7 protein-coding genes are annotated in these 11,884 nt (G+C 41.0%); 6 read left to right on the top strand and 1 reads right to left on the bottom strand.

Annotated elements, in window-relative coordinates:
• Positions 1 to 196: 196 nt before the first annotated feature.
• From purD to purB, 6 genes are all read left to right on the top strand, one after another.
• Positions 197 to 1,459, top strand: coding sequence for a phosphoribosylamine--glycine ligase (purD, locus tag FBF73_RS07670; RefSeq protein ID WP_136937425.1), 1,263 nt, complete (start codon positions 197 to 199; stop codon positions 1,457 to 1,459).
• A gap of 192 nt (positions 1,460 to 1,651) precedes the next feature.
• Positions 1,652 to 2,143: a 5-(carboxyamino)imidazole ribonucleotide mutase gene (gene purE / locus FBF73_RS07665; RefSeq protein WP_136937424.1), complete on the top strand. Its 492-nt coding sequence runs from the start codon at positions 1,652 to 1,654 to the stop codon at positions 2,141 to 2,143.
• Positions 2,130 to 3,221 carry a 5-(carboxyamino)imidazole ribonucleotide synthase gene (gene purK, locus FBF73_RS07660; RefSeq protein ID WP_136937423.1) on the top strand — a complete coding sequence of 364 codons (1,092 nt, stop codon included), beginning with the start codon at positions 2,130 to 2,132 and terminating at the stop codon, positions 3,219 to 3,221. The genes purE and purK overlap by 14 nt, the downstream gene beginning before the upstream one ends.
• 170 nt (positions 3,222 to 3,391) lie before the next feature.
• The gene (locus tag FBF73_RS07655; RefSeq protein WP_136937422.1) at positions 3,392 to 4,960 is read left to right on the top strand and encodes an AAA family ATPase; all 1,569 of its coding nucleotides are present in this window, start codon (positions 3,392 to 3,394) and stop codon (positions 4,958 to 4,960) included.
• 12 nt (positions 4,961 to 4,972) lie between these two features.
• Positions 4,973 to 6,052, top strand: coding sequence for a hypothetical protein (locus tag FBF73_RS07650; RefSeq protein ID WP_136937421.1), 1,080 nt, complete (start codon positions 4,973 to 4,975; stop codon positions 6,050 to 6,052).
• An 18-nt stretch (positions 6,053 to 6,070) separates the two neighbouring features.
• Entirely contained in the window at positions 6,071 to 7,369 is a 1,299-nt protein-coding gene (gene purB / locus FBF73_RS07645; protein ID WP_136937420.1) for an adenylosuccinate lyase, read from the top strand.
• A 55-nt stretch (positions 7,370 to 7,424) separates the two neighbouring features.
• On the opposite strand, the gene FBF73_RS07640 is transcribed toward purB, so the two are convergent.
• Positions 7,425 to 11,825 (bottom strand): G5 domain-containing protein, encoded by a 4,401-nt coding sequence (locus tag FBF73_RS07640; RefSeq protein WP_136937419.1) that lies wholly within the window; start codon positions 11,823 to 11,825, stop codon positions 7,425 to 7,427.
• Positions 11,826 to 11,884: the final 59 nt, after the last annotated feature.

Here is an 11,884-nt window from a genome sequence, read left to right as displayed (position 1 = left end):
CATATGATTCTTTCTAATGAGTTGTTTAGTCGCTTTTCATTATAGGTCATATGGGACTTTTTTTCTACACAAAAATAGGCTCCATAATATCTATAGGGGATTTACCCACTACGAATATTATAGAGCCAATAAAACAAGATTAAAACGAACTTTTATGTTATAATATTAGTAAATAATTCGCAAAAGAGGTTGAGAAATGAAACTGCTTGTTGTCGGTTCGGGTGGTCGTGAGCATGCGATTGCTAAGAAGTTGCTTGAGTCAAAAAGCGTTGAAAAGGTTTTTGTTGCTCCTGGGAATGATGGTATGACTCTGGATGGTTTGGAATTGGTAAATATCTCTATTTCCGAACATTATAAATTGATTGAGTTTGCAAAAGCCAACGATGTTGTTTGGACTTTTATCGGTCCAGATGACGCCCTGGCGGCTGGTATCGTGGATGATTTCCATGCAGCTGGTCTCAAAGCCTTTGGTCCGACAAGATTGGCAGCTGAGCTGGAGTGGTCCAAGGATTTTGCCAAGGAAATCATGGTCAAATATGGCGTTCCGACAGCAGCCTATGGCACATTCTCGGACTTTGAGGAAGCCAAGGCCTATATCGAAAAGCAGGGGGCTCCTATCGTGGTCAAGGCGGATGGTTTGGCCCTTGGGAAGGGTGTTGTCGTTGCTGAGACAGTCGAGCAAGCAGTCGAAGCAGCTCACGAGATGCTTTTGGACAATAAATTTGGTGACTCAGGTGCGCGTGTGGTTATCGAGGAGTTTCTGGCTGGAGAAGAGTTCTCTCTCTTTGCCTTTGTCAATGGCGACAAGTTCTACATCATGCCAACGGCTCAGGACCACAAACGTGCCTACGATGGCGACAAAGGGCCTAACACGGGTGGTATGGGTGCCTATGCGCCAGTTCCACACTTACCACAGAGTGTAGTTGATACAGCGGTTAAGACTATTGTCAAGCCAGTCCTAGAAGGGATGATTAAAGAAGGTCGCCCTTATCTGGGGGTCCTTTACGCAGGTCTTATCTTGACAGATGATGGACCTAAGGTCATCGAGTTCAACGCTCGCTTCGGAGATCCAGAAACTCAGATTATTCTGCCTCGATTAACTTCTGATTTTGCACAAAATATTACGGATATCCTCGATGGCAAGGAGCCAAACATTACGTGGACAGATAAGGGTGTGACTCTGGGTGTAGTTGTCGCATCCAATGGTTATCCGCTAGACTATGAAAAAGGCGTCAAGTTGCCAGCTAAGACAGAGGGTGATATCATCACCTACTATGCCGGAGCTAAGTTTGCGGACAATAGCAGAGCACTGCTATCAAACGGCGGACGTGTCTATATGCTGGTCACCACAGCCGACACCGTCAAAGAAGCTCAAGACATCATCTACAGCCAACTCGCCCAACAAAACACAGAAGGCCTCTTCTACCGAACAGATATCGGAAGCAAGGCAATTAAGTAAAGATATAAGGATAACGCGACGAAGTCGCTGAACCCGATAATGGTCTCCGTGGTGAAAAGACCAGAACAGTATCTGTTCTGGTCTAGGGAAACTTTGAGACCCTAGGCTCAAAGTTTAGGAATGAAACCGAAGGTTTGCTTCCGTCCCCACCACCTAAGACCATTATCAAAAAAGAAGAAAAAAGGAAAAATTATGACTAAACCAATTATTTCCATCATCATGGGCTCAAAATCAGACTGGGCAACCATGCAAAAAACCGCTGAAGTCCTAGACCGCTTCGGTGTAGCCTACGAGAAGAAGGTTGTCTCTGCCCATCGCACACCTGATCTCATGTTCAAACATGCAGAAGAAGCCCGTAGCCGTGGTATCAAGGTCATTATCGCGGGTGCTGGAGGCGCAGCCCATTTGCCAGGAATGGTAGCTGCCAAAACAACCCTTCCTGTCATTGGAGTGCCCGTCAAATCTCGTGCTCTTAGTGGCGTGGACTCGCTCTACTCTATCGTACAGATGCCGGGTGGTGTGCCTGTTGCGACAATGGCTATCGGTGAAGCAGGTGCGACCAATGCGGCTCTCTTTGCCCTCCGTCTCCTGTCAGTAGAGGATCAGGCTATCGCGACAGCTTTGGCAGTTTTCGCAGAAGAACAAGGAAAAATCGCAGAGGAGTCGACAAATGAGCTCATCTAAAACAATCGGAATTATCGGTGGGGGTCAGTTGGGGCAGATGATGGCCATTTCTGCTATCTACATGGGGCACAAGGTTATCGCGCTAGATCCTGCGACGGATTGCCCGGCCTCTCGCGTAGCGGAAATCATAGTGGCTCCTTATAATGATGTGGACGCTCTCCGTCAGTTGGCGGAGCGTTGCGATGTTCTGACCTATGAATTTGAGAATGTCGATGCTGACGGTCTGGATGCGGTCATCAAGGATGGACAACTCCCTCAAGGTACCGACCTGCTTCGTATTTCACAAAACCGCATTTTTGAAAAAGACTTTCTCTCAAACAAGGCTCAAGTAACGGTGGCTCCTTACAAGGTTGTAACCTCAAGCCAAGATTTGATAGATATCGACCTTTCTAAAAACTATGTTCTCAAGACTGCGACAGGTGGCTACGATGGCCATGGTCAAAAGGTTATTCGTTCAGCAGACGATTTGGAAGAAGCCTATGCACTAGCAGATTCAGCCGACTGCGTTTTGGAGGAATTCGTCAACTTTGACCTTGAGATCTCTGTCATCGTGTCAGGAAATGGCAAGGATGTAACAGTTTTCCCGGTTCAGGAAAATATTCACCGTAACAACATCCTATCTAAGACCATCGTACCAGCCCGCATTTCAGAAAGTCTGGCTGATAAAGCCAAAGCCATGGCGGTGCGAATCGCAGAACAGCTTAATCTGTCTGGAACGCTTTGCGTGGAAATGTTTGCGACAGCTGATGACATCATTGTCAACGAAATCGCGCCACGTCCACATAACTCAGGCCACTACTCGATCGAAGCCTGTGACTTCTCCCAGTTTGATACTCATATCTTAGGTGTTCTCGGAGCACCATTGCCAGCTATCCACCTGCATGCCTCAGCCGTCATGCTCAATGTCCTCGGCCAGCATGTCGAGGCTGCTGAAAAATATGTCACAGAAAATCCGAGCGCCCACCTCCACATGTATGGTAAAATAGAAGCGAAGCACAACCGCAAGATGGGACATGTGACTTTGTTTAGTGATGTGCCGGATAGTGTAATTGAGTTCGGGAAAGGGATTGATTTTTAGGTAAGGCCTATGACTCGAACTATAGTTAATTCTTATGTATAAAAATATCATGTAAAGGGTGAACTACTGCTTCCCCTTAGTAGATTTCTTGATATATACGATTTATATTTGGGAATGAATTCAGCTTTATCCATTAATTGATATTATAAAAAGAGAGGGAGTAATCTCATATGAAGAGTATACGCATAAAAAATTTAAGATCTATTGAAGATTCTCAGAATATTCAAATTAATAAATGCAATTTTTTTATAGGAGCTAATGGCACGGGGAAAAGTTCAATCTTACGTTTTTTCCCTTTAATTAAGCAAACTATTTTGCAAAAAAGTAGCTCTCCCATTTTGTGGTATGCTAAAGATGGAGTTGATTTTGGGAGTTACGATGAATCTATAAATAAAAAGAATCGAGATGAAGGCCTTACCTTTACTTTAGAATTTAATCAAAAAATTGAAATTTCAAGTAAGTTAATATCCGATTTGTTAAAGGATTATCCTAAATATAATCATTATTTTAATAATAATATTGATTTTTTTGGATGGTTTGGAAAGAAAATAGAGATAGATTTTGAGAAAGTTGAAGTTACTATTTTAAAAAATGAATTCTCGAAGCTGAAATTCTTTTTTGACTCTCGAAAGATAGAGTTTGATATTTTAAACGGAAAAGTGATTCATGGAGAAAAATGTGTTGATAATATTGATATCATCCCTGTGAAGTCGGAATATCCTCTTTTACCCTCTTTGGCAGTTAAACATGAAGTAAAAAAAGTTTCTATCGAGTATCATTACATAGATAAAATTATAAAACTTTTGCAAGAAAACACTAATAAAAGAATAGGTGTGAATACATGGGAAAAAATTTTTGATAGGATTAGTTATTCTCAAGATAAGAATTTTCTTTTTCAAAAGCTTTCTGCATCAGAAGTTCCAAAAACAATTCGAGATAAATTTTTAAGTAATGAAGCCTCTAATCTAGATAATTTATATAATTATATTGATATAGTCGTATCTGTGAAGTTAATTAGAAATATGAATCGGATTATTTCTGACTATTTTAAAGATACAATTTATATTGCACCAATAAGAGCTACTGCCGAAAGATATTACAGGGTTCAGGGGCTTTCGGTAGAGGAAGTTGATCCTATGGGAACTAATGTTCCTATGATTCTAGATTATATGAATTCAAATTCCGAATTGGAGCAAAAGTGGCAAGATTGGACAATGGAACATTTTAAAACAAAATATCGAGCTACTACTCAAGGAGGGAATACTTCGATTGAAGTGTTAATTGATAATGAATTTTATAATCTAGCTGATACAGGATTTGGCTATTCTCAATTTTTACCTATACTTTTAATGCTCTGGCAAGAAGAACGAAAGAACGAGAATTTTGGGAATGATTTTTCACTTGGTTTCATGGATAAGAAGACGAGTCAAAAAGTTATAATAATTGAACAGCCAGAATTACACCTGCATCCTAAAATGCAGGCTCAATTTGCAGATTTATTATTTAATTTAGTAGTTGAAGCAGATAATATAAATTTTATTATTGAAACACATAGTGTAACAATAATTAATCGTATTGGAGAACTTATAGAACGTAGTCATTATGAAAATCCAGATTTAATACCTGAGGATAACTTTAATTTATTTTTGGTTAACAGCAATGAATCTAAGAAAAAAATTGTACAAACACGCTATGACAAAAATGGTATTATTGCCAAATGGCCGATAGGTTTTTTATAGAGGTCGATATTTATGATTTTTCTAATAAATGAAGAAGTATTGCAAGAGGCAGAAAAATATAAAGACTCTATAGAATATTTGTTAGACTCTTTTTATAGAGGAAAGCACATAATTGATTTTGAAAATCTGATTTTATTGGAGGACAATTTAATTCCTTTATTTGAGGATAATACAAATATTAGAAAAGCAATCGAATATTATAAAGTTCAACGACAGAATATTAGTGCTCTTCGTACTCAAGTTCAACAGTATGTCGAAGTTGGATTAGATGAGTATAGCATTTCATTTGAAAAGGAACCAAGAGTGGTAAAAATCAATATCTCCTATTTCGATCGAGAGTTAACACAATGTTGGCTTCTTTCTGAAAATGTATCAGATTGTGAATTTTATTTGTCTATGGTTTATAATGCAAAGCATTTCGGTCACTACCCTGAATTATTTAAAGATGAAGTTAGGTTGTCTTTTGAAATTGATAATGGTGCAGGGTGTGGTACCAGCGAGTTATTAGAGAGACGAATTAATAGCAAGAAGGTTGTTTTATGCATTGTCGATAGCGACAAAAAAAATATGGATGATGAGATTGGCGGTACTTCAGGACAAGTTTTGAGTAGGTGGCAGGAATTAGCAAAATCGTCCACGATTTCTGATTTATATATTTTAAATGTCAGAGAAAAAGAAAATTTAATTTTACCGAGTTTATATCTGGAATATTCAGAGTTCTCATCTAGTAAAAAAATTACACTACGTCATTTGAAAAGCTTCGAGAAAACTAAGAAGGAAGAATATTTAGCATTTGTGAAGCTATCTGACAAAAATAAATCAATGAGATATGATAAAAATTCTGAAGTCAAAGATGAATTATGTCTAACTAATAGTATGAAAAGTATTGGAAAGCAAGCATTAACACAATTTGCTAAAAAAAAGTTATACACTAAAGAATTTAGCTTGTTAATTGATGTCACAGACGTGGCACAAGATGAAAATCTAATAGATTTATTTAAGGAAATTCCTGATTATTTGGTAGCAGATTATAATAATTTAATTAAAAAAATTTATACTTTTGCATGTTCATTGAGTAAAGTACGTATATAATTAAGGAGAAATAACAACATGATCGACCGTTACTCTCGCCCTGAAATGGCGAACATTTGGAGTGAAGAAAATAAATACCGTGCTTGGCTTGAGGTGGAAATCTTAGCTGACGAGGCATGGGCTGAGTTGGGGGAAATTCCTAAGGAAGATGTGGCTTTGATTCGCGAGAAGGCGGACTTTGACATCGACCGTATTTTGGAGATTGAGCAAGAGACTCGTCACGATGTGGTTGCTTTCACACGTGCGGTTTCTGAAACTCTTGGTGAAGAGCGCAAGTGGGTTCACTATGGTTTGACCTCTACCGACGTGGTAGATACGGCCTACGGTTACCTATACAAGCAGGCCAACGACATCATCCGTCGTGACCTTGAAAACTTCACCAACATCATCGCTGATAAGGCTAAGGAGCACAAGTTCACCATCATGATGGGTCGTACCCACGGTGTGCACGCTGAACCTACAACCTTTGGTCTTAAATTGGCGACTTGGTATAGCGAAATGAAGCGCAATATCGAGCGTTTCGAGCATGCAGCTGCTGGTGTTGAGGCTGGTAAAATCTCTGGTGCGGTTGGAAACTTCGCCAACATCCCACCATTCGTAGAGCAATACGTCTGCGACAAGCTTGGTATCCGTGCTCAAGAAATCTCTACACAGGTGCTTCCTCGTGACCTTCACGCTGAGTACTTTGCAGTACTTGCTAGCATCGCAACTTCTATCGAGCGTATGGCGACTGAGATCCGTGGTCTTCAAAAATCAGAACAACGTGAAGTGGAAGAGTTCTTTGCCAAAGGACAAAAAGGTTCATCTGCAATGCCTCACAAACGTAACCCTATCGGTTCTGAGAACATGACAGGTCTTGCGCGTGTTATCCGTGGTCACATGATTACAGCCTATGAAAACGTCGCACTTTGGCATGAACGTGACATCTCTCACTCATCAGCTGAGCGCATCATCACACCGGATACGACCATTTTGATTGACTACATGCTCAACCGTTTTGGAAATATTGTCAAGAATTTGACGGTCTTCCCAGAAAATATGATCCGCAACATGAACTCTACGTTTGGTCTTATCTTTAGCCAACGTGCCATGTTGACCTTGATTGAAAAAGGCATGACCCGTGAGCAAGCCTATGACTTGGTGCAACCAAAAACAGCCTACTCTTGGGACAACCAAGTAGATTTCAAACCACTTCTTGAAGCAGATCCAGAAGTAACATCACGTCTCACACAAGAAGAAATCGATGAAATCTTCAACCCTCTTTATTACACTAAACGAGTGGACGATATCTTTGACCGTCTTGGACTGGGTGATTAATTAAAAAATAAACAGCGAGCTTCAATCTCGCTGTTTATTGTTTTATCGAAAAGACTTAGTCTTCTTTTCTTTTAGTGAGTCCATAGGCTGCTAGTGTAGCCATGAGTCCTGCGACTACTAGTCCTGCAGAATCGTGACTTCCTGTTTCAGGAAGTTTTTTCTCTGTTGCCACAGGAGCTGGACCTTGAGGAAGAGCTTTGTTTTCCTCAGCAGGAGCAGTTGCTGGAGCTGGTTGGCTTGGGATTTCTAGTTTTGGTTTTTCTTCAGCAATAGCGGCTTGTCCGTTTTCATCGCCTACATGTGTTACCAGAGTTCCGACTTCGACTATTTGTGTAACAACTTCCTGCGCTACGACACTATTTACAAGAGTTTTCACTTCCTTGCCATCGGTAGAAGTGCTCACAGAGTAGAAGTTGTTACGGCGCCCGTTGACACCTTTAGTAAGGACTTGCGTTTTTCCTTTGAGCAAGAGTGGATTTTCACGAGTCACTGTGGTAAATGGAATTTCTTCCTCTTGGATATCCAGTCTAGGTTTTGTTTCTGCGACTGGAGCAAGATCATGTTCATCGCCTACATGCGTTACTAGAGTTCCGACCTCAACAATTTGAGTAACGGCTTCCTGTGCTACGACACTATTTACAAGAGTTTCCACTTCCTGACCATCTGCAGAAGTGCTCACAGAGTAGAAGTTACTACGGCGCCCGTTGACACCTTTAGTAAGGACTTGTGTTTTTCCTTTGAGTAAGAGTGGATTTTCACGAGTCACTGTGGTAAATGGAATTTCTTCCTCTTGGACATCTAGTCTAGGTTTTGTTTCTGCAACTGGAGCAAGACCACTTTCATCACCCTTGTGAGTTACCATAGTTCCGACTTCCACAATTTGAGTAACGGCTTCCTGTGCTACGACACTATTTACAAGAGTTTTCACTTCCTTGCCATCGACAGTGCTTACAGAGTAGAAGTTGCTACGATGTTCATTGACTCCCTTAGTAATGACTTGTGTTTTTCCTTTGAGCAAGAGTGGATTTTCACGAGTTACTGTGGTAAATGGAATTTCTTCTTCTTGGATATCCAGTCTAGGTTTTACCTCAGTAGTTGGTGCAAGACCACTTTCATCACCCTTGTGAGTTACAGGAGTACCGACTTCAACCACTTGGTTCACAGCTTCTTTGGTTACCTGGCTATCAAGGACTGTTTCTGTTGTTTTTCCATTTTCAGTAAGGACAGAGATGTAATGAGTTCGTTCACCTTTGACTCCTGCTGTGATAATATTTTCCTGACCAGCTGGGAGGTTAGGATTTTCTTTCTTGATAACTTCAAATGGGATTTCTTCAGTTCTTGTGATGAGTTCTGATCTGGTTTCAACATTGGCAGCCACTTCATTTTCATCCAGACTTCCTGAGTGAGTTGCAGCTGGTTTGAGACCTAAGCGAGCGGCTTTTAGTTTGGCTACAAGTGTGTCAACTTCAGCTTGTTTATTACGATTGAGGTTGTAATTTAGAGCTGTTTTAGCTGCACTTAGGGCATCCAAGCTTTCCTTGCTGTATCCTTCTAAGTTTTCAGGAATTTGTGCGATTTCTTCGCTGAGAGCATTATAATTAGCACGGAAGTAGTCTTTGTTGTGGTCTGCAAAGGCAGTCATAAGTTCAAAGATTTCTTCCTCCTTATACTCAGCGCTTGGTTTATCTGCCCAGATAGCAAGCATACTTCCGACTGTTGGAAGGTCTACTTCAGGATATTTGGTGGAAGCTAGTTGATTGAATGGAACTTTACCAGAGTTTTCAATTGCCTTTGATAGTGGGTAGGCTTCGTCTGCTTTGTGATTACCTAAAACATAGTACCAGTCACCGTTGGTATTCAAGAACTTATAACCCTTGCTTGCCAGGTACTGAGGTGATGCCAGGTTGTAGCCCCACCAGCCTTTAGACCAGTAAGAAATCAAGACATCTTTGTCAAACTGAACATCGTCCTTGTCCTCATAGTAGAAGCCATCGTTGAAGGCCATTGGTTGAAGCCCTCTTTCTTTGGCCATAGCTGCGAGGGTGTTGGCATATTCGGCAAATTTGCCATAAAGTTGATACCATTTGAGGTAGTACCAGCCTTGGGCACTAGTAGCATCGTTGGCGTATTCGTCAGTACCAAAGTTGAAAATCTTTGTTTTACCTGCAAAGAAGTCCATGTATTTACCGATGAGGGCTTTTACAAAGTTCATCGCTTCTTCGTTTCTCAAGTCCATAGTTGTTTTGGAGACTTTATCAAAGTGAGCTTGAGGGTTTTTAATTCCCAATTTTTCCATGGCAACTAGCATAGCATCCATGTGACCTGGGCTGTTGATAGCTGGGATGAGACCGACACTCTTAGATTTAGCGTATTCAATTAGTTCTGTCACTTCTGCCTGTGTCAGTGCAGTCCCGTTCGGATCATCGTAGTAAGCTTTTGTTCCTTCGGTAATAGCTTTTTTAACGTCATCACTAGCATAGGTTTTTCCGTTTGCAGTAATGGTCATATCATCGAGTAGGAAGCGAAGTCCGTCATTTCCTAGAAGGAGATGGACATCAGAATATCCGAGCTCGCTGGCCTTATCTACGATGCGTTTGAGCTGGCCAAGAGTAAAGTATTTGCGTCCAGCATCGATTGAAATCACCTTGTTTTTGGCAAGTTTTTCAACCTCACGTTTAGCATCTTCTTCTTTTTGAGCTTCTGGTGTGAAGGTCAAATTGCTGACTGCTTCTTGAAGTTTTGCAATTGCTTGGTCAATCGTGTCTTGTTGGGCGCGGCTGAGGTTGCTATCAAGCGAACGGATGGCTTTTGCCGCTTCGTTAACTGCTGCGACACTTTCTGTAGTATAACGGTTAAGGTCTTTTGGTACCTCGTTAAGTGCTTGTTCTGCAGACTCATAATCAGCTGCGAAGTATTCAGCATTAGAATTTGCGAATTGACGCATGAGTTTGAAGAGGCGTGACGGTGAATAACGTGCAGATGGAGTGTCAGCCCAAGCAGCTACCATACCACCGATGAATGGAATAGTTGCTCCGTCGGATTTTGGTACCGAAGTGATTGGAGTGTTCTTGATACCGTTTAATCCCTGATCAAGGTTGTACCAACCTTGGCCATCTGCATTTCGCCCAAGAACATAGTACCAAGCATCGTTAGTGTTTAGGATTTGGTGACCTTTTTCTACTAGAAGTTTAGAAGAAGCGACGTCGTAACCTCCCCAGCCACCAGTCCACATTGAAACGATGATATCTTTGTCGAAAGTTCCGAAGCTAGTATCACTATTGTAGTAAATACCATCATTGAAGGCCATTGGTTTTAGACCGTGCGATTTTACAATACGAGCTAGGTCATTGGCGTAGGCAATAAATTTTTCATATCCTTTTACAGGGTAGCCTTCGTTTGGATAGTATTTATCAGCTTGAAGAACGCTCCAACCTTTAGCGTTTGTTGCGTCATTGGCATATTCATCCAGTCCGATGTTGAAGATTTCAGTCTTTTTCGCGAAATAAGTAGCATACTTGTCGATAAGGGCTTTTGTAAAAGCGACCGCTTGTTCGTTGTCAAGATCTACGGTACGGGCTGATTCCTTCCCAAAATAGCTAAAGTTAGGGTTTTGGATTCCCAATTCTTTCATGGCATTGAGAATAGCATCCATGTGACCAGGACTATTTACTGTTGGAATGAGACCGATACCTTTATCTTTGGCATAGTTAATCAGATCTGTCATTTGACTTTCTGTTAAGTGATTGCCGTTTGGATCGTTGTAATAATCATTTGTACCTTTTTCAATGGCACGTTTGACATCGTCACTCGCATAGGTCTTGCCGTTAGCTGTGATGCTCATATCGTCCAACATGAAGCGGAGCCCATCATTTCCAACTAATAGGTGTAAATCAGTGTAGCCATAATGTTTCGCTTTATCGATGATTTCCTTGAGCTGTTCTGGTGAGAAATATTTACGTCCAGCATCAATAGAAACAATTTTCTTTTTCGCTAGCTTTTCATTAGTTTGAGTGGCACGTTCAGTAGTCGGAGCGAGTACAGCAGGAGTAGCAGGCTCGTTTTTCTTCTCAGCATTGGCACTCTCTGCGCTTTTTTCCACTTGAGTTGTGTTTTCTGCTTCCGTAGTAGGGGCTGGGCTAGCATGTTCTGTTACTACTGGTGTTACCACATTGTCTGTTTTTGGAACAACTGTGTTAACAGTATCTTTTTCAGTTTTAACTTCCTCTTTTATAGTTTTATCAGCTTGTTTTACAAGTTTTTCTTCTTTATCTTGAATTGGTGCTTCTGATGCTTGTGGGCTATCCGGAACAGCTTGCAAAGTTTCAGGAGCTTTTTGTGCTGGTGTTAGTCCATCTGCAGATACGACTTGTGCACTGAAGGTAAATCCTATCAGTACAGAAGCTGCTCCGACTGCATACTTGCGGATCGAGAAACGCTGTTTCTTGTCTAGTTTCATGATAAAACCTCCTTGATACAACTATTTTGATAACGTTTACATAAAACCAATTTAATTTT

Source organism: Streptococcus mitis (assembly GCF_005144795.1).
Lineage (GTDB): Bacteria > Bacillota > Bacilli > Lactobacillales > Streptococcaceae > Streptococcus > Streptococcus mitis_BB.
The sequence above is the reverse complement of the archived record's forward strand: the minus strand, read 5'-3'. Positions and strand labels throughout refer to the sequence as shown.